A 22897-nucleotide genomic window follows, 5' to 3' on the forward strand; every position below is an offset into this window, starting at 1 on the left:
ATAATCTTTTATACTTCTAAACTACTCCCTCATCATGGAAACAAAAGTACCTGCACTAAAAAAATTCCTAGAGGAAGTTAAAAGTTATAATCCAAAAGCAGACTTTAAAATAATTGAAAAAGCATTCAATCTATCAAAAAAAGCCCACAAAGGCCAAAAAAGAGCATCAGGCAAACCCTACTTCTCTCATCCAATTGCAGTTGGAAGAACACTAATGGATCTTAATGTAGATTCTGCCACAATATGCGCATCTCTTTTACATGATGTTATAGAAGATACAAAAATAACATATGAACAACTATCAAAAGAATTCAATAAAGAAATAGCAAATATTGTTGATGGCTTAACTCATATAGAAAAGATAAAATTTCAAAGCAGGGAAGAATATACTAATAAAAATATAAGAAAAGTTTTGCTAGCATCATCTAAAGATATTAGAATAATCTTAATCAAGTTAGCAGACAGGCTCCACAACATGCAAACCCTAAAATACATAAATCAAGGGAATCAAAAAAGGATAGCTAGAATAACTTTAGATATATTTGCACCGATTGCTGAAAAATTAGGATTATGGACTATTAAAGGAGAATTAGAAGACCTTTCATTAAAATTCCTAGAACCAAAAACATACGAATCTCTTAAAAAGAAGATTGGTGAAAAAAGAACAAAAAGAGAACAACAAACAATAGAGATTGTTAACCTAATCCAAAAAGAACTTGAACACAACCATATAAAAGCAAAAACATTTGGAAGAGCAAAATATTTCTACAGCATCTACAAAAAGATGACGAAAAAGGATAAGAGATTTGATGAAATATTCGATTTAATTGGTATCAGAATAATTACTTCTAATGAAAGAGAGTGTTACGCAGCATTAAATTTAGTGCATAATCTATGGCCTCACAAAAAAACACAACTCAAAGATTATATAAAATACCCAAAAGACAACGGCTATCAATCAATGCACACAACCGTCTATGGTCCTTATAATAAAGTACTGGAAATCCAGATAAGAGATCTTAAAATGCATTATGAAGCAGAAGGAGGTATTGCTGCTCATTGGAGATATGCTGGAACAGAAAGAGACAAAGAATTTGACAGGCGTATCCAATGGTTTAAACAAGCAATAGAATGGAGAAGGTTTTCAAAAAACGCAAAAGAGTTTATAGAAAACCTTAAAATGGATTTTTATGAAAACGAAATAATAATATTAACACCAAAAGGAGATCCTATTCCATTAAAAGAAGGCTCAACACCTTTGGATTTTGCTTACGAACTTCACACTTCAATCGGAAATCATTGTTCTGCAGCTATTGTAAATGGAAAAGCAGTTCCATTAGACTATAAATTAAAGAGCGGCCAAGTAGTTAACATAATAACCAAAGAAAAAGCCCACCCCTCTAGCTCATGGCTTAATATTGTCCAGACAAATCGTGCAAAATCCAAAATAAGAAGTTCTCTTGGACTTACAATGAAGAGAAGCAAAATCACAATACCCTCTTTTGAAGAATCAAGCATAGCTCATAAATTACAGCTTAAAGATCCAACAATAAAAGCCAAAATAAAAATTGCAAGGTGCTGTAATCCTAGACTAAACGACCCTGTGATGGGTTACAAATACAACCACAACATAATAATTGTACACAATATAGAATGTCCTCAGATGTCTGTTTTTGATAAAACAAAAAGAGTAAATGTTTTTTGGAAAATTAAGGAAACAGAAATAGATTCTAACACATTTAGAATAAAAGTTACTGACAGGGTTGGATTATTATCAGAAATACTTAATCTTTTCTCACAATATGGTCTTAAATTAGAATCTGTAACAACAAAAATATCCAAGAAAAGAGTTTTTTTTATAATTAAGATAAAGAAAATAAATCCAAAAACTTCAAAAGAAATCTTCACAAGACTTAAAACAATACCAAATGTCTTAGATATCTTCTTTGTCTAGTTTTATCATTATATTCAATAATATAACCTTTAACACATTCTTTCCCGAATAATTCTATGTAGAGATGTTGTGTTGATTTAATTTTTCATCAACTTCTTCATATTTATTCACAACTCAGTTTTTTGCCTTTTAAATACTAAAGTACAAACTTGTTTTCGCTATTCCTGTTTTGATTAATGCATCGTATAGTTTCTGATGTTCTATGTCTCCTATCTGTGTTGCTATCTCTAATGCTTTTTCGTATTTCATTTCTTCCTGAAATGCAGTCATTGCTTGTGGTAAGTATTTGTCTTCTCCGGTTATTTCTAGTGCTTGAAGAAGAAATTCACCCTTATTTCTGTCAGGTTTCGTTTGCCTTTTTTCTTTAGATACGACTACATCAACCGCTTCGATAACTTTACTTTTGTACCCATTGCTAATTAACTTTTCAGCATCTGTTAAGAAACGCTCAGCAAGTGAGTCAGTATACTTCATAAAAATACGTTCTGACAAATGTGTTGCAGAAATTATAAGTTCATACAAGCTATTTTGTACATCATCTTTTTTCCTTTCCTCTACTGTCTGCACATCTATTTCTAACTCTAAATGCTTAAGACAGTGTATCTTATCATAACTGCTTACATCATTGTTTACATTGTCTATTCCTTCTTGTGCTATTTTATTAGCATATTCTGGATGAATATTTTTAGCAAAGAAAATTGCCTTGGTATAAGGGTTAGTATATTGGCCGTCGTTGATTATTTCTTGTGTGTGTTTAATAACTTTTTTTTCAACCCATTTTCTGTTTGTTGGATTTGTTTTGATTCCTATTAGAGCCTCTCTCAAGTGTGCTAAATAAGACTGCCTTTTTGTTGGTTCTGCTATGAGAGATTCGTAAATTTCTTTGAATAAAGTTACTGCTTTTTTATCTGCATTTATTCTTTTGTATCCTTGTGCAACTGTGCTGAGAGAAGCTCTAAAAATTTGTCTTTCATCTTGTGCATCGATTTCGTTTGATAAAGATAAAGTGTTTGCTTTTTCTTTGATGTTTTTAACAACCTTATCAATTGTGTCTTCAGAAGTTGTCCCTCGAAGAACTTTTTCAAAATCATGATCAAACCCATTGATGACTGTGTTGGAAATGTATGTGTACATTTCTTCAGCACGTTTAGGGTCAATGTTCATTATCCGATCCGCTTCTATTTCCGCAAATGTTAAATATTCTCTTTTTGGATTCTCATCTTCAATCATAAGATCAATTATTTCTGAGAACTCAGAGTCTTGCTGGAAGCCTTGTACGTCCATAGATACAGAACTTGTTGTGTGCTTCGTTATTATTTCTCCTGCAAATGCTATCAGAAATCTTTCTCTTTCAGACATATAACCCCACCCTCCACAATCTAGGTTGTGTTGTGTGTTGTCTAATTGTGCTGTTATTTCTGCTAATGTTAATGTTTGTTCTTCTTGTGTTTGATTTGTTTCCATTTTTTATTCACTTTCCATGTTTATTACTCTAGCTTCAAGTACGCATCTATTGACCTGAATATCTGTTTTTGTTTTTTATTTCCAGCTTCTGTTGCAAGTATTGTTAATTCGTCATATTGACCATGTCTTTTGAAAGCGGATATTGCTTTGTCAAGGTAGTTCTCTCCTCCTAGCAATCTATGTACTTGAAGAAAACGTTCTCCTTCTTGTTCGCTAATCTCTGATTGTTTCATTTCTTCTTTATAGGTAATCGCTTCAGTGATAGCGTTTTCTGCTTCTTCAGCAAATCCTTTTTCTACTAGTTTTTCAATTGCATACCAGAAAGATAACTCTTTCGATGCATCTCCTCCCGCAGCGTATTCTTCATCTAAAAACGCGAAAGAGACATCTTCTTTAACTGTTGTCCGGTAATCATCAAGTCTTTGTTTTTCAACATGATTTTTTGTTTGCTCATCAGGTTCCATGTCAAGTATTTTGTATAGAGTGTGTTTTTCAGAATAGTTATTAGAATTTCTTATTCCTTCTTTGGCCATAGTTCTGGCAAGTTGTTGATCATATCCTTTAGCAGCATTAAACGCTTGTAAATATTCTTTATTCTCAAAATGTTCATTAGCTTTTGCTATTGCTAATATTTTCAATTTTTCGTTTGCTTTTTTCGTGCTTGTTCCATTAGCATTTAACTTTACTATTCTTAATAGATCGTCTGTTTCTTCATATAATTCGACTGCTTTTCTTGGATTGCCTAGTTTGTTATATTTGCTGGCTGCAGAACGAAGTATTTTAGTAAATTGTTCTTCCCCTAGCATTTGTTCTTTATCTCTTGCAATGCTAAGCGCTTGTTCGAGTATTCTTTCAGATTTAGTGGACAAAATTACATTGTCTAGATAATTCAATTCTTCGCCTGTGCTTTCTGAGATTTTATCAAGCATAAACTTATACATCTCGCTTACTCGTTCAGGATTGTGTTTCTCTGACTCATATGCTTCAACGTGTGCAACTTCTAGATGGTGCCTGCTTATTCCTTTTTCATGTAGGATAAAATTTATAAGTGAACTTTTCTCATCTTCAGATAATCTTCCTCTTTTATCATGAAGATTAATTAAGAAACTTTCCTTTTCAGTTAAGTCTTCAACAGTCTGATAATGTGACCTAAGAGTTTTTAGAGGTGCTTGAAAACCTCTTGTTTCATTATCTAGTTGTGCTACTATTTCTTTTAGTGTTAATGTTTGTTCTTCTTGTGTTTGATTTGTTTTCATTTTTTATTCACCTTTTAATTTTTATTTACTTATTAGTAGTTAAAGTATTTCAACAATTATATAAAACTTTTCATTGATTTTTTTACTATTTAACCACAAAGTATATAAATACAACCAGATTAGTAGATATTATGCTTATAAAACTAGATAAGAAAGATCGAAGAATACTCTACCATCTAGATTTAAACAGCAGGCAGACCTACAACCAGATAGCAAAGAAAGTAGGACTCAGTAGAGAAGTCATACAATATAGGATAAAGCAACTAGAAAAAAGAGGCGTAATCAGAGGCTACCAGACACTAATTGATGTCACTAAGCTTGGCTATCTTAATTGCAGATTCTTCATAAAGTTCCAGAGAGATTCTCCTGAGCAGGAAAAAGAAATAATAGAGTACTACAAGCAACATCCAAATTTCTGGTGGGTTGACAGCATCGATGGATTCAGGGATCTAGGAATTGCCTGCTGGGTAAAAAACATCTACGAGTTCCATGATATAAAAGAAGATTTAGTCAAAAGATTTGGAAACTTCATTCATGATTTTAACATGGCAATCTACTCGAAGTTTTATATCTACAAAAGAACTTATTTGCTGGATGATAAAATAGAACTTCCTCCTGTAAAAACAATGTTCTCGCAGGAAAAGGCAAAGTTTGACGATAAGGATATCGAACTCTTAAGATTAATAGCTCCAAATGCAAGAATGAGTTCAGTAGATCTTTCACAACAAACAGGAATAAGTGTTACAAACATCAACTACAGAATAAAGAAGTTGATTGAAAGGAAAATAATAGTTGAGTTCAGAGTGATAATTGATCTAAAGAAAATAGGTTATTACTGGTATAAGATAGAGTTCCAACTGGAAGACTTAAACATAAAAAAAGGATTGTTAGAATACTCTCACAAACACAAAAACATTATCTACGCGTATGAAACAATAAGCGAAAACGACATAGAAATAGAGCTTGAAGTGCAGAGTTATGAAGAGTTCAGAGAGATACTTGATGATATCAGAAAAACATTCGGCAAAGACATAAAGAAATATCATCACTTATTATGGTATAAGGAGCACAAGTTCCTGTTTATGCCATAATCCAAAAACTTCAAAAGAAATCTTCACAAGACTTAAAGCAATACCAAATGTCTTAGATATCTTCTTTGTCTAGTTTATAAAAACATTTAAATACATTCTTCTACAGTAGTAGACTAGTAAAATGCCTGATTACCATACTAAATCAATTGAAGAAACTCTGAAAAACCTGGAAACAAAAGATAAAGGGCTGACTCAGGAAGAAGCAAACAAAAGATTGATTAGATATGGCCCTAATGAAATAAAAGACACAGAACAAATATCTCCATTAAATATATTTATTTCACAATTCAAAAGCTTTCTTGTAGCAATCTTATTCATAGCTGTTATAGTTTCATTAATAATAGACCATAAGATTGATGCATTTGTAATAGCAATCATTCTTATCCTAAATGCCATCTTGGGCTTTGTTCAGGAATATAAAGCAGAAAAATCTATTCAAGCATTAAAAAAACTAGCTTCACAACAGTCAGTAGTACTAAGAGATGGAAAAGAAAAAAAGATTAATTCAACAGAACTAGTTCCAGGAGATATCATTATTCTGGAAACAGGAGAAAAGATTCCTGCAGACTCAAGATTAATAGAATCTATAAATCTACACACCCAGGAAGCAAGCTTAACAGGAGAATCAACACCAGTAACAAAAGACATAAAAACCTTAAATAAAAAATCACCAGTAGCAGACAGAAAAAACATAGTTTTCTCAGGAACAATCATAACTGCCGGAAGAGGAAAAGCAGCTGTAATCAGAACAGGAATGGATACTGAAATTGGCAAGATAGCCAAGATGATCCAAAAACAAACAACAAAACTAACACCCTTGCAAATAAAATTAAAAAAATTAGGAGAACTACTTGGATTAGCAACAATAATAATCTGCTTTTTAGTTTTCTTCACAGGAATCCTAGCGGGAATAGATACAATAACAATGTTCATAACAGCAATATCACTGGCAGTTGCAGCAATTCCAGAAGGATTGCCAGCAGTTGTAACAATTTCTTTGGCATTAGGAACCCAAAGAATGGTAAAAAGAAACGCACTAATCAGAAAACTGCCTTCTGTTGAAACACTTGGAAGCACCACTGTAATCTGTACTGATAAAACAGGAACTCTTACATTAAATCAAATGACTGTTAGAAAACTTTTCATAAACGACAAAACAATTACAGTTACAGGGAGAGGATATGAATCAAAAGGAGAATTCTACCATAATAAAGAAAAGATTAACATAAAAGAAATTGAATTACTCTTAACAGCAGGAACTCTATGCAACAACGCAAAATTTGTAAACAGAGATATTATAGGAGATCCAACAGAGGGAAGCTTGGTTGTTAGTGCTGCAAAAGCAGAACTTCTAAAAGAAAAACTTGAAGAACAATACCCAAGAATAGATGAAATAGAATTTACATCTGAAAGAAAAAGAATGAGCACACTACACAACATTAAAGGCACAAAAACAATTTATTCTAAAGGCGCTCCAGATGTTTTACTTAATTACTGCAATAGGGTATACAAAAATGGAAAAATAAAAAAATTAACACAAGAAGAAAAAGAAAAAATTCTACAAATCAATGAAACATTTGCAAAACAAGCCTTAAGAGTTTTAGGATTTGCATTCAAACCATCAAACAAACTCGAAGAAAAAAACTTAATATTTATTGGATTACAAGCAATGATTGATCCGCCAAGAGAAGAAGTAAAAACAGCAATAGAAAAATGCAAGCAGGCAGGAATAAAGGTTGTAATGATTACAGGAGATTTTAAAGTAACAGCAGAAGCAATTGGCCGTGAGTTAGGAATAACAGGCCAGGCAATTGATGGAGCAGAACTAGACAACATCCAAAACCTAAAAGAACACGTTGAAAATATATCTATCTATGCAAGGGTTAATCCATCACACAAAGTAAAAATTCTTGAAGCTCTAAAAGAAAACAAACATATTGTTGCAATGACTGGAGATGGTGTTAATGATGCTCCTGCAATAAAAAAAGCAGATATAGGAATATCAATGGGTATTACTGGAACAGATGTTGCAAAAGAAGCCTCTGATATGATTCTAATTGATGATAATTTTGCTTCAATTGTAAATGCAGTTGAAGAAGGAAGAGGAATTTATGACAACATAAAGAAATTTGTCCAATACCTCTTATCATCAAATATAGGAGAGATTCTAACAATCTTTGTAGCATTAATCATGGCACCATTCTTTGCAAATGCCCTACCTCTAATTGCTCTACAAATCTTATGGATTAACTTAGTTACAGATGGACTACCAGCTCTAGCTCTGGGTGTTGATCCTACTGAACCACATATCATGAGAAAAAAACCAAGAAACCCAAAAGAAAATATAATCAATAAATCAAGAGCAATAAAAATGATTTTTATAGGTATCATAATGATGGTAGGTACTCTAGGAATATTTAAAATATACAATCCAAACATAAATTTAGTATATGCACAAACAATAGCATTTACAACCTTAGTCATGTTCCAAATGTTTAACGTCTTAAACCTAAGATCAGATCAACATTCCTTATTCAAAATTGGTATTTTCTCAAATATGAAACTAATTATAGCAATTATAATATCAATAGCTCTGCAATTACTGGTTGTCTATTCACCATTTATGCAAAACCTATTTAGTACAACAACACTATATCTAAAAGATTGGATATACATACTACTTGTTTCATCATCTGTTTTAATATTTGGAGAAATCATAAAAATATTTAATAAATTAATAAAAAAAAGAAAAAGAATAAGTCCAATACCTTAAACTACTGCTTTAGGACATCAACCTTATCTGTTTTTTCCCATGTAAAGTCAGGATCTTCTCTTCCAAAATGACCATATGAAGCTGTTTTTCTGTATATTGGTCTTCTTAAGTCAAGCTGTTCTATTATATCCTTTGGTTTTAATGGAAAATGTTTTTTTATTAATTCAACTATTTTTTCTTCTGGTATCTTGTTTGTTCCAAAAGTATCCACAAAAACACCAGTAGGTTCTGCCACTCCAATTGCATATGCCAGCTCAACTTCACATCTGTCAGCTAATCCTGCAGCAACAAGATTCTTAGCAATATATCTTGCAGCATAAGTAGCAGATCTATCTACTTTTGAAGGATCTTTTCCAGAAAAACACCCACCACCATGTCTTCCCATACCACCATAAGTATCTACAATTATCTTTCTCCCTGTAACTCCTGTATCTCCTTCTGGTCCGCCTACAACAAACTTTCCTGTTGCATTTATATGGACTTTTGTATTTTCATCAAAATAATCCCCGCAAACAGGTTTAATTACTTTCTCAAGAATTTCCTTTTTTAATTCATCTTCTGAAATAATCTCTAAATGTTGTTGAGCAATAACAACTGCTTCAACTCTTTTTGGCTTTCCATCTTCATATTCAACAGTAACCTGAGATTTGCCATCAGGTCCTAGATCTTTTATTTCGCCATTTTTTCTTACGTCTGCTAGTTTTCTTGTTAATTTATGAGCCAAACTTATTGGCAATGGCATTAATTCCTCTGTTTCATTACACGCATAACCAAACATCATTCCCTGGTCTCCTGCGCCTTGTTCTCCAGATGCTCCCTGACCTTCTGTAACTCCTATAGATATATCAGGTGATTGCTCATGAATAGCAACCCAAACACCAGCATCCTCATAATCAATTCCAAAATCTGGATTAGTATAACCTATATCTTTTAACACCTCTCTGACAACCTTTTGAACATCTGCAAAACCTTTTGTTGTTACTTCACCTGCAACATGCACAGATCCAGTTGTTGTTAAACACTCAATAGCAACTCTTGATTGAGGGTCTTGTTTATACAATTCATCTAAAATCCCATCAGAAATTTGATCACATACTTTATCTGGATGACCTTCTGTTACTGATTCAGATGTAAATAAAAAATTTTTTTGTTCCATTTTAATTCCTCCTTATTTTTTAAAATATTTAAGCAATAGCAACACTAGCAATTGCTACAGCAATTTCAGCATTAAATCTCTCGCGAGCTTGATGAAATCTCGCAACTTCCCCTTCAGTTAAATGTTCACATAAACTCTTCACAGCTCTTATTCCATGTTTTGGAAAGTATTGTACTTTTAATCCTGCCTCTTCTCCAATAAACTTTACTTCAGCACCTATTAAATTATAGCCTGAATCACCAGGCATATTTCCATTATAATCACTTAAATCAATTGTTGTCAATTTTACCCCTCCATTAAATTAATATTAATCTAATTAACACCCCCATTTATAAACCTTATTGACAAAAATATTCCTATAAGAATATTCTCAAGGATTTTTTAGTAATCTTTAAATAGTAGTTAAACTACTTTAATTTATGGCTTTTGAAATATCCGAGATAAAACCAATAAGGAAAAAACTAGGAATAACACAGTCTGAACTAGCTAAACAAGCAAACATTAGTCAAAGCCTTATTGCTAAAATAGAAGCAGGAACCCTAGATCCAACATATTCAAAAGCAAAAAAGATATTCGAAGTACTTAACTCTCTCTCAAAATCTAAAGAACTAAAAGCAAAAAACATTATGAACAAAAAACTAATATCAATTAATCCAGAGACAAAAATTAAAAATGCAATAAAAGAGATGCGTAAACATGGAATTTCTCAAATACCTGTGTTAAAAAACAACAATTGTGTAGGTTTAGTATCTGAAACAATAATTCTAAATTCATTCACAAAAAAAGATATAAGTAAAGTTGAAGATATAATGGGAGATTGCCCCCCTATAATCTCAAAAGACACATCAATAGAAATAGTATCAAATCTTCTAAAATTTTATCCTATTGTTCTTGTATCTGAAAAAGGAGATCTGCAAGGATTAATAACTAAATCAGATATTCTTAAAGCAATATGAGCTAAGCGAATGCAACACATCAGGAACAATAATAAGGACTTTGGCGTTTTTTTGGGTTTGTTTTAAGATTATTTGTCATTTAATAGTGGTTATAAAAGCGAAAGGTTTAAATATTCTATTTAATTATTCTTTTTAAAATGTTGATAACAAAAGTTGAAGATCAAGTGATTAAACAGGCCAAAGAAGCAACGGAAAATCTGTTAAGTTGTTTAGATATAGATAGGTGGAGAATATTGGATGATTTTGATTGGAATCACTTTAGAGTTATTCCTATAAACGATCCTAGGATTGTAAAGAAGCTTGTAAGAAAAAAACCAGGGGAGCATGCAAGAGGAACCCTTGTATTAGAACTTGATAACTTTGGAACCGAGAATGATAGGATTGATTTAGTAGCTAAATTCTGCTATACAGGAGAAGATAATCCTAAGAATCCTAAAAATTATCAATTATGGTCTGGCAGTGGTTCACGTCTTTATCATCACTTAGATAAGACAATTACATTTTTAAAAAAGATGGGAATTACTAATATCCCTTTCTATCAACAATTTAATGTTGATACACTTGATAAAAACATCTATCCTACTTTCTATCATTTAGCTGTGGATTTAAGAGAAAGAGAGAGGTATACCTTATATGATATTGATGAATTTCCATTTGAACAAACATTAAATGGGGAAGACGTCCGAATGGATGTTCAAAGAATTCAAAACACCATCATCTCAGCTGTATGTTCTGGTGAATATTATCTTGATGTGGATGACCATCACGGTGCTGAGAAAATGGATAAAGCACATAAAGCAATTGAAAGAATAATGATTGGAAGAGTAGACAATTATACAAAGAGGGGAGATGTAGTTATTGGAGATTTAGACCATATTGCATTAAGCGATAGTTCAGGTTGGGATGTCGAAAGTAAAAAACACACACTAAAAAAAGTAGGATTACAATATACCGGTCCCCAAGCCAAATAAAAAAACTTTTTCTCGAATAAAATAATATTTTGGGTAACACCCATTAAACAAAGTATCCTTCCTTTAGAGTCTGAAAATCAATCGAAAGTTTTTTAAATAAATTCATTTCATAAATCTAGTTAATTTTCATGCAAAGCCACCAATATGAAAAGATATTTAAACTAACAGGTTTCGTTATTTTTCAAATATAAAGGAGGTAAACAAAATGGGATGTGACGGATGTAGTTCAGATGATGATAAAGATAAAGATTGAGGCATAGAAACTTTTTTAAATAACATAAAAATGCCTTACATAGACTAAATATGATTTAGTCTATAATAATGAGCCCATAGCTCAGTCTGGAGAAATAAGCGATTGGACCCAACTTTTAATATTGTTCCAATAATTGCTTTTCTTTGTTGATGAAAGTGTTCTGCATTTTTATCATGAAATGAGCTTGCTTGTTTCGGGCAATTAGAGCGCCGGTCTTATATGGCCGCTTTCGGTTCAATCTAGGAAAGCCGGAGGTCGGGGATTCAAATCAGCTTAAAAGTCAGCTGGCACCTTTGTGGGTTTCGCAACTTTGTTGCTCAAGCCCACTTAGTCAAGTGCTTGGCTTTTAGCTATGAAAGTTCCCTTGGGCTCATTTTTAAGTGCTCCTATAGTGTAGCCCGGTCAATCACTCTGCCTTTTCGTGTTGGCAATCAAAGATTCCCAAAATTTTTTGATTCCACCAAAAAAAGGCAGGAACAGGGGTTCGAATCCCCTTAGGAGCATTTACTTTTAGTTCATAAAATAGAATTAAAAATGAAAAAAGATAAAGAACTTTTAAAAATAGAATGGGAAAATCATAAAGTGTATACTTTTGGATCACTTTCTGCTAGTCTCATTATTGCTTTTGGAGTATTATCAAATCTAAATCAACTCAAGGAGAATTTAATTTCTTTGTCTCTTCTAGTACTTAGTTTTGTTGTATTTATGATAGCTTTTTTTGTCTCTCTCAAAGCAATGGGATCAACATATAAAGAGTTAAGAAATGTGATAATTAACAGAAAGCCTAAGAAGAACAAACCTAGAAAAAAGAATTTTTAAGAAAAAATGAGCAAAAGAAGATTAAGATGGTAAGTTTGTCAAAATGAAAAAAACAATTTTGTTAATATTGATTTTAAGTATATTTTTGATTAATAGTTGTAACTTAAAAAAAGAAGTTAATAATGTAGATTGTTTATTATTAAATGCCCAAAATTTGGGTATAACTCTTGGTTTTAAAAATCAACATCCTGATTGTAAAACTCCTCAAATATTGGAATGTAAGAAACAAATTGAAAAGAAAATTAAAGATAGTTGTTTTAGTAAATTGTCTCTTGATTACTGGGATAGTAATCTTTGTGATTATATAGATGACAGAGATGAATATTGGTATTGTAAAGCTGTTACAAAGTATGGTAAAGGAGCTTGTAGCAATATTGAAGATATTGAAAAATTAGAATGGTGTTTAAAAGTAAGTGAAGTAGCAGAAATAGAAGGGTTGATAATATGAAAATAAAAAATAAAGACATTATTTCCCACTAAAACAATCCTCTAAAGAAATCTATTATTTTTCTGAAAAAACCTTTTTTTGCTGCTTTCTTTTCTTCTACTATTTTATCTTTAGGTATTTCTACCATCTTTTGCTCTTCTATTATTACTTCTTTAGAAAAAGTAGTTATTCCTCCTGATGCATCTCTTGCAGTAATCACAACATTAAATGTTCCATTTGTCTTATAATCATGTATAACATTAGGTTTATTACTGGCCTTCTCACCATCTCCAAACTCTATTGTATATACAACCATTTCTTTATCCAAATCAGAAACTTCAGCCTTAAACACAACTTCTGTTTTTCCAGGAGTTGTCAAAACAAACAAATCAACTTCAGGAGGCCGATTAACCTCTATTATATCATCTGCTTCTTTACTAAGGCAAACACCATCTTCACACTCTGAACAAATCTTCATCTGAGCTTTACAAAAACCATCATGACAAAAATACTCAATCAATTCACCAGGTCTACAGAAATCTGTACCTTCATTATCATTATTGTCTTTACAAAACCCTTTTTGTTTGTAGTTTATTCCATTATCATCATCAAAACAAGCAGCATATACAGAAGGAATTAACATTATTATCAAAATAAACACAATACCTCTTTTCATAACTACATATTATTTTTGATATATTTAAATTTTTGTACTATATATTTATATATCCAAGATTTCTACAATACTACATGGCCAATATTGATTTCAAAAACAAAATAAAATCTCTACTTAAAGATTTAACACATAAAAAAAATATTATTATTACCAGAAGGGGAAACGCTTCTATTCTTGAAATAATAAAACTAGCTAAAAATCTAAAAAAAGAAAAAGTTCTTATCCAGGACCAAGGTGGTTGGATAACTTATAAACAATATGCAAATAAACTAGGATTAATGTGTATTGAAATAAAAACAGATTATGGATTAACTAATTTAGAAGATCTAGAAAAAAAAGCAGATGGAAAATCAATATTTATTGTAAATTCATTAACAGGATATTATGCAGATGAAAAAATGGATAAAATCTTAAAAATATGTAATAAAAAACACTGTCTATTAATCAACGATGTTTCTGGTTCTATTGGATTAAAACTTGCAAAATATGGAGATATAATGTTAAGCTCTTTTAATCAATGGAAACCAATCAATCTGGGTTTAGGAGGATTTATAGCTTTTGATCAAAAAATACCTTCTAATTATGAACTTGTACCCGAAACACAAAAATTAGTTCAAAAATTCTTTGATATAAAAGAATATTTTAATGAATTTGAGGAATATGAATTTAAAGAAAGAGATTTAAAAAAACTCTATCAAAAAATAAAAGATATTAACAAAAGACACAAGTTTTTCACTAAAAAACATAACCAAATAAAACAAGACCTGAAAAAACACCAAATAATCCACCCTAAGAAAAAAGGAATAAATGTTATAATAAAATACAATAATGAAGAAGAAAAAAACAAAATAATTAAATACTGTGAAGATAATAAACTAGAATATACTGAATGTCCAAGGTATATACGGGTGGATGAACAAGCAATAAGCATTGAGGTAAAGAGGTTATAATGGGGAAAATAATTTTAATTGTCATAATATTCTTAGTAATTGGGGGCTATCTAATAAAAACAAATCTTAACGCAGATTTTGACGAATCTGGGGATAGGGTCAATTTCATAAAAGAATTTGCTAGATGGGTCTTCCAATTAGGGAAATCTACAAAAAATACAGTGGGTTACGCAGTATCTCAGGAATGGCTGCCAGAAACTAATAAAACAAATATTACAGAAAATTAGTTAATTCTTTTATTTTTCATTAAAAAACCGAAATATTTATAAATATTGATTATTAATATTAAGAATATCAATAAAATTATTAATATTAATAATAAGGTGCAAAGAAAATAGCTAAAAGTAAGTTTATAGGAAAAGTAAAGATAACCACACAAGGCCAACTAACTTTGCCTTTAGAAGCAAGAAAAGAACTAGGAATTGACTTAGGAGATGAAGTTTATTGGTACGAAATAGATGGAGTTCTCGTTGTTACAAAAGAATTACTTAGTCAAAAAGATCTAGATAAAACACTAAGAAATTCCGTAGGAATTTCTGGTGCCAAGAAAATTTCTTCAAAATTTTCTAGGGAAATAAGAGGTAGTAAATAATGGGTATTGGAAACATATTAGGACTCTATGGATTCTTGGTTCTTATCCCTTTTATTCTAATCTACTTATTTAAACCAAAACCAATCGATAAAGCAATACCTTCTTTAATGTTTTTTATCAGAGAACAAAAACAAAAAAAAGAATTCTCTTTCCTAAAAAGATTACTAACAAACCTACTATTTTTACTACAGTTATTCGCAATACTCGCTCTAGCTTCATCACTTATAGAACCATTCATAACAGTAACAGAAGATGCAAAATCAGGAAACACAGTTTTAATTATAGATTCATCAGCTTCAATGCAAACTAAAAACAATGGAAATACGAGATTTGAATTAGCACTAAGTGAAGCAAAAAAAAGAATGCATGGAAAGATTAGTATTGTTTTAGCTTCACTAACTCCTACAATCACTCTGGAAAATGGATTACAAAGCGAAGCTTCTAAACATCTCTCAACAGTAATTCCAAAAGAAGCATCTACAAACATCAAAGGATCAATGGATCTAGCAGACGCTTTACTGGAAAAAACAAAAGGTAATGTAGTTGTCTTAAGCGACTTTATAACAACAATGGAAAACGATGATCCAATCATCTCTAAAAGATTATTAAACTCAAGGGGAAATTCTGTTGAATTTGTTAATCTAGCTTCAAAAGCAAACAACCTTGGATTTGTTGATTTAAATATCCAAAAGGATTTTACAGAAGCGTATATAAAGAATTTTAATGAAGAAGAAAAAGCAATAACAATATCCTTAATAAAAAATAAAGAGACAATAACAAAAAAAGATCTAACAATAAATCCAAGATCAAAAGAAAAAATTGTTTTTGAAACTTTACCAGGATTATCAACTCTAAAAATCTCTCCAGATGACGATTTAAAAGTAGACAATATTGTATATCTAAGTTCCCCTTTAAAAGACAACATAAATATCTTATTAATAACTAACACAATACCAAAAGCACTAAAAAATGCCTTAGAAGCAGCCAAATACATAACAGTTGAAATAGCAGAACCACCTATCATCCCGGATATTGATCATGATGTTGTAATTGTAAGCAATGTAAACAAAGACGAACTGCTTCCTGGAACATTTAACGACATCAAAAGATATGTTGAAAAAGGAGGAAACCTAATAATAACATCCCAAGAAGGAATAGCACAACTAGATACATTAGATCTGCTGCCTGTCAACATAATAGGCATGGGTGAACAATCAAACACAATAATCTCATCACAAAACGAAATAACAAAAGATATTGAATTTGGAGTAGTTAAAAGATATATTGTTGCAACACCTTTCAAAGATGCTATGTCTTTCCTAAATACAGAAGATGAGTCAAGCTTAATAGCCTATAAATCATATCAAAACGGAAAAATCATCTACTATGGTTTATTTGATGATGAAAATGATTTTAAATTTAGCCCAGACTACCCCATCTTCTGGAACAACCTAATCAACTTTATGCTTGACACAGAAGATATCAATGATTATAATTTTAAGATTGGAGAAAGAACACTAGTCGATAAAGCAGGATTCTATAAAGAGGATAGCAAACAAGTTGCTTACAATCTTTTAGATGAAGCAGAAAGCGAGGTTAGCAAAGATCCTTTGCTATTTTCAAAAGAGTATTCTGATTTTGTAGAAAAAAATGTTAAAGAAAACATTGACAAAGATCTCACAATGATTTTGTTAATCCTAGCATGTTTAATACTAATATTTGAAGTAGCCTATATAAAATTCAGAGGTGATTTATGAAATTTTTTATTGAATACCCTTTTGTATTGGCTTTAATCATCCCTGTAATCATAGCTTTGATAATCTTAATAAATAGAACATTTATCAAATTTAATAATGAACAGGAAAAAAGAGAATATAACAGAGCCCATAAAGGAAAAAGAATATTCATAACAATAACAAGATCCTTAATAGCTTTATACCTCCTGATTGCTCTATCTTCTCCATACACTCTAAAAGAAGATGTTGTAAAAGGAGATTATTCACTTAAGATATTGGTTGATAATTCAACAAGCATGAGTCTATTTGACAATAGTGTTGTCAATGAGGTATTTAATAGTGTTAAAGAAAAAATACCAGTTACAAAAATGCCTATTGCATCAGGAACATCATCTCCAATAGGAAACGCAATAATAAATAATATGCATGGGGATGATAATATACTTCTCATATCAGATGGCCAGAATAACAAAGGCAAAGAACTGGCAAGTGTTATGTTTTTTGCTAATCTCCTAAACACATCTATAAGCGCTGTTAATGTTAATCCGATAAATGATGATTATTCTGTTGTAATAGAAGGCCCTTCAGAAGCAATAATGGGAACTGAAAATGAATTTTATATTAGAATTAACAAAGCAGGAAACCCTCCTGCTTATGACATCTCTGCAAAAGTTGATGAAAGACCAGTAAATCTAGAAAAAATAGAAAACAATCTATTTAAATTTTCAAAACAATTATCAGAAGGATATCATAAAATAACAGCAACAATAGATACTAATGATTTCTTTAAAGAAAATAATGTTTACTATAAAACACTGCATGTTTTACCTAAACCAAATGTTTTGTATGTAACTGAAAAAGATTCTAAATTCTTAGATATGCTCAAACCAGTATATACAATAAATAAAAAAACATCTCTTCCAAACGATTTAAGTGAATATGCCTCCATTATAATAGATGATATTGAAGCCAGTAAACTAAACTCAAAAACAGAATTACTAAGTGATTATGTAATAGAAGGAGGAGGATTATTTGTTATAGGGGGAGAAAACGCATTTGATAAAGGAGATTACTCAAACTCTTTATTTGAAACAATTCTACCTGTTAAGGTTGGTGAAGCCGGATTTGGTGGTGAATTAGTCACAAGCATAGTAATTGTTCTGGATATCTCAGAAAGCACTGGTCAGGATTTTAGCAGAAGAAATTCTGAAAGCAAAGTTGATGTTGAAAAATCACTTGCTCTAGAAATAATAAAAGGATTAAGCCTATATGATAAAGTAGGAATAGTTGCATTTAATCACGCAGCATACCAAATTTCACCTTTAGGAGTTTTAGGTGAAGTAGAAACAAACATAACAAGCAAGATATCCAAACTACACGATTCAGGAGGAACATATGTATTTTCAGGATTAAAAAAAGCACAGTACATGTTAGAGAGTTCATTAGGCAGCAAAAATATCATTTTAATATCAGATGGAGTTGATAGTATTCCATCTCAATCTCTTGCTCTATCAAAAGAGTTTGCAGAAAAAAACATAAAGCTCTACACAGTAGGGGTTGGAGAGGCCACAAATAGAGCATTTCTGCAAACTCTTGCTATTGAAACAGGAGCAGAATATTTTGAACCAACAGAATCACAAAAACTACATATAATATTTTCAAAACAACAAGATCTTCCACCACAAAAAGTTAAATCATTAGTATTATTCAACAATAATCATTTTATCACAAAAAACCTTGATATAATCGCTGAAGTTAGTGGATTTAACTATGTTGTAAAAAAATCATCATCCCAAATGATTGTTTCAATGGGAGATGGAAAACCCATAATAACAGTATGGAGATATGGTCTAGGAAGGGTTGTTGCACTATCAACAGATGATGGAGAAAAATGGTCTTCAGAATTACTAAGCAAATCAAATTCAAAACTATTAGTAAGATCTCTTAATTGGGCAATAGGAGATCCTCAAAAGAATTTACCATTCTATACAAGAGTTAAAGATACTTATTTAGGAGACACATCACAAATAATTGTTAAAAGTGATAAAAAACCTGTTTCAGAAAAACTTAAATTTGAAAAAACAGATGAAAACAAATACATATCACACTTTACTCCATCTGAAACAGGATATGAAGAATTTTTCAACACAATAATGGCTGTTAACTATCCTCTTGAATACAAAGATATAGGATTTAACAAAGAACTTAGAGATTTAATAGAAATCACTGGTGGAAAAATGTTTGATTCTTCTGATGCAAACGAGATTGTTAAATTTATCAAAAACACAAGCCTAAGAAAAAAATCAACACCACATTATATAAGATGGCCTTTCATCATAGTTGCATTATCAATACTAATACTAGAGATATTTATAAGAAAGATAATTGAATCAAGAAGGAGGGGAAAATGAAACAAAACATAAACTTTGGTTTGTTAATATTAATAATAGCAATCTTAATCTCTTTTAGCGGAGCTGTCGTCTATTATCAAACCACCTTCAAAGACCTATCAACAGAATATAAAACAAAAATGAGCGAACTACAAAAAGTAACATCTACTCTATTGGAGAAAAAGGCAGAATTAGCAGAAACAAGCGCAAAACAAGAAAGCCTTACTGAAAAATATACAGACATAAAAGGGGAAAAAGAAGAATTAGAAGATGATATAGGTGCTCTGGAAAACGAATTATCATCTAAAAAAGCAGAACTGCTTGATACAAAAGAAACATTAAGAACATCTCAAGATCAAGTTTTAAGCCTGCAAGGAGATATTGAAGATTACAAAGATGATATAGCTCGTTATAAAGGCGATGTAAATGATCTATGCGATTATATATATAGCCAGGGGTTATCCCATGCTGAGTGTGATTAAACAATGAAAATCAATGAAAATAAAATTTTCAAGATTTCCATTTTAATAAACTAAAATGAAAAGACCAATAAAATTAGATTTAGGATTTATGAAGATTGAACATCATATAAAACCAACTCAAACTAAACCTAAATTCATTAAAATAGAACATCATAAAGAACCATACAAACCTAATCTCGAATCTAATATAAATATAAATGTTTTACCTAAATCTATGCATCATCTCATAAAGAAGGAAAGAATAATCAAACCAAAACACAAACCAACAAGATTCTCAAAACTAATTAAAGAAATAAAAACACTCTTTGACAACATAATAATATTTAACTCTCTACTTATGTTCATAATATTATTTTTAGCTGGTTTTATTATTTTAATGATTCTTAACCTAAACAAACTATTCGCTCTTGTAATCCCTTTTATTTACCTCATAATAACATTGTTCATAAAACTAAAAGAAAATCAATATCTAAAAGTAGAAAAAAAATTCCCTAATCTCAACGAAAAGATCAGAACAGCTGCCGACAACTTATATGTTGAAAACCCAGTTGTTGATGAATTAAGACATGAAGTATCCCATGACTTAAGGGGTGTGGATTATGCAAGTTTTTTCAAAGGCAAATCAACTTCCTATAAAATATTCTTTATCATCTTACTATGTTTTGGTGTAATTTTCTTAGCTAAATATGATATTGATTTCAAGCTTAATTTTGAAAGGGTATTTGGTTTTATTGAAGGTAGAGGAGAAGGAAACTCAACAGGTATTATTTCAGATATAATAAGTGCCACAACAACCGGCCCTGATGAAGATATATTTGGAGAAGAGTATCTGGCAGAACTAGGAAACGATCAAATAACGATTAGTATGAATAAAGTAGGATATGAAATAAATATGGATGATGTTAGAGATCCATCTCAAACAGAGTTTGAAGATAGTTTATTCCCACCAGACATGGGATTGGAAAAAGCCCAAGTCTATATCCAAAAAGACTTAGAAGAACATAAAGAATTAGTTAAAAATTACTTTAAAAATATGGCCCAAAGTTAAATGAAAACAGAAAATCAAATCAAAATAATAGCATATGTTGCTTTAATAGGAGTTATAACTATTTGGACAGTCATACTTGGCTCTTTGTTTGGATATATAGACAATAGAATTACAGGATTTGCTGTAGGAGATGGTAATGAAAGCAATGAAACAATAGATTGTAACAACAACAGCATATGCGACGGAAATGAAACAATATTAACATGCCCATCTGATTGTAATACCACTAACGAAACTACCTGTAACAATAATAGCATATGTGATGGCAATGAAACAATATTAACATGTCCATCAGATTGTAATACAACCAACACAACAACATGTAATAATAACGGCACATGCGATACCAATGAAACATTTGAAACATGCCCATCAGATTGTGTAGAGACCTGTACACCAGAAGAACAAAGAGATTGTGGAATAGAAGAAGGAATATGTATTACAGGTATTCAAACGTGTTATGAGAATGGAACATGGGGAAGTTGCAATGGTTCAATCGAGCCCATGAATGAAACATGCAATGAATTAGATGATGATTGCGATGGAAAAGTAGATGAAGGATATGACTGGAATAACAATAGCATAATTGATGATAATGAAACATTCGATTATGATGATGACGGATACTTCCCAAGAACAACCATCTATTTTAATCTATCATGCAGTAGTTATTCTGAATATGATTGTAATGATACCAATTCAAGTATACATCCTAATGCACCTGAAATAGAAAATAATGTAGATGATGATTGTGATAGAGAGATAGATGAAATAATATGGAATATAACCACAACCCATAAAATTAATCTAGGATATATAAAAAGAAACGGAACAAAAGCCTATCTGCGTGTAGGAGATTGGGCTGTCTTTAGCTACAAAAAACTTTATGGTACTCTTCTTTATGGAAAAATAGAACTAACAACACTTTCCTCAGCAGGAATTGGAATGACCTTCTCTGTTATCAAAGGAATAAATATTAATGTTCTACCAGAAACAAATATGATAATTGGAGAATCAAAACAATATGATATGGATAACGATGGTAAAAATGATATTTCTATTAAATTAGAAGAAATACAATCTGATTTTAAAGCATACTTGATGATAAAAGATGTTTCAGAATACATCATGCCAACTTGCAATGATAATGGTGTTTGTGATGAAGGAGAAACAGCAGCAAACTGCCCAGTAGATTGTTTAGTAATAAATTACTGCAATGAAAATGGAACTTGTGATGCAAACGAAACAATTGAAAACTGTCCAGAAGATTGCAAAGTAATTGAAGAGAAAAAAGCACCACCACCAGAACCAGTAGAAGAAGAACCTACTCAAGATTGGACATGTAATGATAATAATGTTTGTGAAGCATGGGAAACAAAACAGGACTGTCCATCTGATTGTAAAAAAGGTCCTATGCAATATATCCTTCTTGGTTTAATAACAACAAGTTTAATGCTATTAGTATTAGGAGGAATATTAATTAAAACCAAAAACCCCTATGGAATTAACAAAAAACTACAAAAAAACCTTGTTCAATCTATTAATAAAGGGTATGACTTAAACAATATCAATTACTATCTAACTACCAAAAAACTTAAACAACCAAAGATAAAAAAAGCACTCAAATACGCATCTGATTTCATGGCTCTCAAAAGAGCAGTTATATTCTACCTAAAACAAACTCATGATGAAAAGAAAGTAAAAAAGATGTGTATCAAAAATAAATGGTCTAAAAAACTAACAAATGATGTTTTTGACACTATTAAAATTCAACCAAAACCAGTTGTTCCTCAAAAAAAGATTGTTCCTTTTCAGCAAAAAAAGTTTATCAATCCCCCAAAAGGAAAAACAGCTCCTAAAACTGAAATTCAAAAAACCAAACTAAAAAAACTATAAATAAAAA

Annotated in this window: 20 protein-coding genes and 1 tRNA gene; 16 read left to right on the forward strand and 5 right to left on the reverse strand. The window is 31.0% G+C overall.

Going from position 1 to position 22897, the window contains the following annotated elements; translation table 11 throughout:
• The first annotated feature begins 34 nt into the window (after positions 1–34).
• Positions 35–1954: a hypothetical protein gene (locus CEE44_04965; protein TKJ17843.1), complete on the forward strand. Its 1920-nt coding sequence runs from the start codon at positions 35–37 to the stop codon at positions 1952–1954.
• Positions 1955–2083: 129 nt separating this feature from the next.
• Here the strand turns inward: CEE44_04965 and CEE44_04970 are convergent, their stop codons facing one another.
• Entirely contained in the window at positions 2084–3418 is a 1335-nt protein-coding gene (locus tag CEE44_04970) for a hypothetical protein (protein TKJ17844.1), read from the reverse strand.
• A 23-nt stretch (positions 3419–3441) separates the two neighbouring features.
• Positions 3442–4674, reverse strand: a complete 1233-nt coding sequence (locus CEE44_04975; protein ID TKJ17845.1) for a hypothetical protein — start codon at positions 4672–4674, stop codon at positions 3442–3444.
• Between the two features lie 131 nt (positions 4675–4805).
• Here CEE44_04975 and CEE44_04980 point away from each other — a divergent pair, with 131 nt between their 5' ends.
• Both CEE44_04980 and CEE44_04985 read left to right on the forward strand, forming a co-directional pair.
• Positions 4806–5765, forward strand: coding sequence for a hypothetical protein (locus tag CEE44_04980; protein ID TKJ17846.1), 960 nt, complete (start codon positions 4806–4808; stop codon positions 5763–5765).
• A 121-nt stretch (positions 5766–5886) separates the two neighbouring features.
• Positions 5887–8538 carry an ATPase gene (locus tag CEE44_04985; protein TKJ17847.1) on the forward strand — a complete coding sequence of 884 codons (2652 nt, stop codon included), beginning with the start codon at positions 5887–5889 and terminating at the stop codon, positions 8536–8538.
• Position 8539: 1 nt separating this feature from the next.
• On the opposite strand, the gene CEE44_04990 is transcribed toward CEE44_04985, so the two are convergent.
• Together CEE44_04990 and CEE44_04995 are read right to left on the reverse strand one after the other, a co-directional pair.
• Entirely contained in the window at positions 8540–9694 is a 1155-nt protein-coding gene (locus CEE44_04990) for a methionine adenosyltransferase (GenBank protein TKJ17848.1), read from the reverse strand.
• Positions 9695–9722: 28 nt separating this feature from the next.
• Positions 9723–9977 carry a hypothetical protein gene (locus tag CEE44_04995; GenBank protein TKJ17849.1) on the reverse strand — a complete coding sequence of 85 codons (255 nt, stop codon included), beginning with the start codon at positions 9975–9977 and terminating at the stop codon, positions 9723–9725.
• Between the two features lie 136 nt (positions 9978–10113).
• Here CEE44_04995 and CEE44_05000 point away from each other — a divergent pair, with 136 nt between their 5' ends.
• From CEE44_05000 to CEE44_05020, 5 genes are all read left to right on the forward strand, one after another.
• Positions 10114–10650 (forward strand): hypothetical protein, encoded by a 537-nt coding sequence (locus CEE44_05000; GenBank protein ID TKJ17850.1) that lies wholly within the window; start codon positions 10114–10116, stop codon positions 10648–10650.
• 137 nt (positions 10651–10787) lie between these two features.
• A complete protein-coding gene (locus CEE44_05005; GenBank protein ID TKJ17851.1) occupies positions 10788–11621 on the forward strand; it encodes a hypothetical protein in 834 nt (277 codons plus the stop codon).
• A gap of 635 nt (positions 11622–12256) precedes the next feature.
• Positions 12257–12377, forward strand: a tRNA-Glu gene (locus CEE44_05010).
• A gap of 31 nt (positions 12378–12408) precedes the next feature.
• On the forward strand, positions 12409–12693 hold the full coding sequence (locus CEE44_05015) for a hypothetical protein (protein ID TKJ17852.1): 285 nt from the start codon (positions 12409–12411) through the stop codon (positions 12691–12693).
• An 85-nt stretch (positions 12694–12778) separates the two neighbouring features.
• Positions 12779–13141 (forward strand): hypothetical protein, encoded by a 363-nt coding sequence (locus CEE44_05020; protein ID TKJ17853.1) that lies wholly within the window; start codon positions 12779–12781, stop codon positions 13139–13141.
• Between the two features lie 28 nt (positions 13142–13169).
• Here the strand turns inward: CEE44_05020 and CEE44_05025 are convergent, their stop codons facing one another.
• Positions 13170–13796: a hypothetical protein gene (locus CEE44_05025; GenBank protein ID TKJ17854.1), complete on the reverse strand. Its 627-nt coding sequence runs from the start codon at positions 13794–13796 to the stop codon at positions 13170–13172.
• Between the two features lie 74 nt (positions 13797–13870).
• Here CEE44_05025 and CEE44_05030 point away from each other — a divergent pair, with 74 nt between their 5' ends.
• From CEE44_05030 to CEE44_05065, 8 genes are all read left to right on the forward strand, one after another.
• Entirely contained in the window at positions 13871–14746 is an 876-nt protein-coding gene (locus CEE44_05030; protein ID TKJ17855.1) for a hypothetical protein, read from the forward strand.
• On the forward strand, positions 14746–14973 hold the full coding sequence (locus CEE44_05035; GenBank protein TKJ17856.1) for a hypothetical protein: 228 nt from the start codon (positions 14746–14748) through the stop codon (positions 14971–14973). Before CEE44_05030 ends, CEE44_05035 begins: the two co-directional genes overlap by 1 nt.
• A gap of 164 nt (positions 14974–15137) precedes the next feature.
• Positions 15138–15338, forward strand: a complete 201-nt coding sequence (locus CEE44_05040; GenBank protein ID TKJ17857.1) for a hypothetical protein — start codon at positions 15138–15140, stop codon at positions 15336–15338.
• A complete protein-coding gene (locus CEE44_05045) occupies positions 15338–17095 on the forward strand; it encodes a hypothetical protein (GenBank protein ID TKJ17858.1) in 1758 nt (585 codons plus the stop codon). The genes CEE44_05040 and CEE44_05045 overlap by 1 nt, the downstream gene beginning before the upstream one ends.
• A complete protein-coding gene (locus CEE44_05050) occupies positions 17092–19485 on the forward strand; it encodes a hypothetical protein (protein ID TKJ17859.1) in 2394 nt (797 codons plus the stop codon). Before CEE44_05045 ends, CEE44_05050 begins: the two co-directional genes overlap by 4 nt.
• On the forward strand, positions 19482–19946 hold the full coding sequence (locus CEE44_05055; protein TKJ17860.1) for a hypothetical protein: 465 nt from the start codon (positions 19482–19484) through the stop codon (positions 19944–19946). Before CEE44_05050 ends, CEE44_05055 begins: the two co-directional genes overlap by 4 nt.
• 55 nt (positions 19947–20001) lie before the next feature.
• On the forward strand, positions 20002–20994 hold the full coding sequence (locus CEE44_05060) for a hypothetical protein (GenBank protein ID TKJ17861.1): 993 nt from the start codon (positions 20002–20004) through the stop codon (positions 20992–20994).
• Positions 20995–22890 carry a hypothetical protein gene (locus tag CEE44_05065; GenBank protein TKJ17862.1) on the forward strand — a complete coding sequence of 632 codons (1896 nt, stop codon included), beginning with the start codon at positions 20995–20997 and terminating at the stop codon, positions 22888–22890.
• The last annotated feature ends 7 nt before the right edge of the window (positions 22891–22897 follow it).

It is taken from the genome of Candidatus Woesearchaeota archaeon B3_Woes, from assembly GCA_005222965.1.
GTDB lineage: Archaea > Nanobdellota > Nanobdellia > Woesearchaeales > B3-WOES > B3-WOES.

Excerpts from the sequence above, each read along its gene's own strand:
- CEE44_04965 (TKJ17843.1), top strand. The coding sequence starts at position 35 with ATGGAAACAAAAGTACCTGCACTAAAAAAATTCCTAGAGGAAGTTAAA.
- CEE44_04970 (TKJ17844.1), bottom strand. The coding sequence starts at position 3,418 with ATGGAAACAAATCAAACACAAGAAGAACAAACATTAACATTAGCAGAA.
- CEE44_04975 (TKJ17845.1), bottom strand. The coding sequence starts at position 4,674 with ATGAAAACAAATCAAACACAAGAAGAACAAACATTAACACTAAAAGAA.
- CEE44_04980 (TKJ17846.1), top strand. The coding sequence starts at position 4,806 with ATGCTTATAAAACTAGATAAGAAAGATCGAAGAATACTCTACCATCTA.
- CEE44_04985 (TKJ17847.1), top strand. The coding sequence starts at position 5,887 with ATGCCTGATTACCATACTAAATCAATTGAAGAAACTCTGAAAAACCTG.
- CEE44_04990 (TKJ17848.1), bottom strand. The coding sequence starts at position 9,694 with ATGGAACAAAAAAATTTTTTATTTACATCTGAATCAGTAACAGAAGGT.
- CEE44_05000 (TKJ17850.1), top strand. The coding sequence starts at position 10,114 with ATGGCTTTTGAAATATCCGAGATAAAACCAATAAGGAAAAAACTAGGA.
- CEE44_05005 (TKJ17851.1), top strand. The coding sequence starts at position 10,788 with ATGTTGATAACAAAAGTTGAAGATCAAGTGATTAAACAGGCCAAAGAA.
- CEE44_05015 (TKJ17852.1), top strand. The coding sequence starts at position 12,409 with ATGAAAAAAGATAAAGAACTTTTAAAAATAGAATGGGAAAATCATAAA.
- CEE44_05025 (TKJ17854.1), bottom strand. The coding sequence starts at position 13,796 with ATGAAAAGAGGTATTGTGTTTATTTTGATAATAATGTTAATTCCTTCT.
- CEE44_05030 (TKJ17855.1), top strand. The coding sequence starts at position 13,871 with ATGGCCAATATTGATTTCAAAAACAAAATAAAATCTCTACTTAAAGAT.
- CEE44_05035 (TKJ17856.1), top strand. The coding sequence starts at position 14,746 with ATGGGGAAAATAATTTTAATTGTCATAATATTCTTAGTAATTGGGGGC.
- CEE44_05045 (TKJ17858.1), top strand. The coding sequence starts at position 15,338 with ATGGGTATTGGAAACATATTAGGACTCTATGGATTCTTGGTTCTTATC.
- CEE44_05050 (TKJ17859.1), top strand. The coding sequence starts at position 17,092 with ATGAAATTTTTTATTGAATACCCTTTTGTATTGGCTTTAATCATCCCT.
- CEE44_05055 (TKJ17860.1), top strand. The coding sequence starts at position 19,482 with ATGAAACAAAACATAAACTTTGGTTTGTTAATATTAATAATAGCAATC.
- CEE44_05060 (TKJ17861.1), top strand. The coding sequence starts at position 20,002 with ATGAAAAGACCAATAAAATTAGATTTAGGATTTATGAAGATTGAACAT.
- CEE44_05065 (TKJ17862.1), top strand. The coding sequence starts at position 20,995 with ATGAAAACAGAAAATCAAATCAAAATAATAGCATATGTTGCTTTAATA.